At 57.1% G+C, this 553-nt stretch carries 1 protein-coding gene; it reads right to left on the reverse strand.

Annotation, left to right across the window (positions count from 1 at the left end; translation table 11 throughout):
* Positions 1-553 (reverse strand): hypothetical protein (locus P0D80_RS51005; RefSeq protein WP_408296535.1); only part of this gene is annotated, 553 nt, incomplete at both ends.

A 553-nucleotide genomic window follows, 5' to 3' on the forward strand; every position in this document is an offset into this window, starting at 1 on the left:
GTCCCTAGCCAACTCTTGCAACAGCTTCGCCTGATAACGCCGCTCATCGAAGTAGACGCACACCAAGCCGTTATCCAAACGAGCTTGTCCATTCGAAAGCTCAGCATCGGCGACAACCAAGATTGCGGGCACTTCTAAAAAGTTCCGTGTTGCCGCTGCTACAGCCGCAGGCTCCACATATAGAGTCAGCCGACCATGCGGCAACCGTTCGCCCACCTCTCGCTCGACACGACGTAGCAGAAGTTCGGTGTTTTCGGTCTTTCCCAATAGGCCTTCCAGGATCTCGGCCATGACCTTGCGCCAACGCATCGTCAATTGCGCCGCTATCGATTTCTCTATGTGTTGCTCACGGCAGATCCACTGCACCGCATCGGCCACAGCATGGTCATAGGCTTGTTGTCTAAGCACTGCGATATCGTGCTCTGCCGCCTCCAACGCGGCCGCCCGCATTGCAGTTGCGTCTTGCTTCGCCTGCTTCAGCTCTGCCTCAGCTTGCGCCCGAAGCTTCGCGATCTCCACTCTATCGACCAGGTCGGCCGCAGATATCACCGCT

It is taken from the genome of Paraburkholderia sp. RL17-373-BIF-A, assembly GCF_046030175.1.
Classification (GTDB): domain Bacteria; phylum Pseudomonadota; class Gammaproteobacteria; order Burkholderiales; family Burkholderiaceae; genus Paraburkholderia.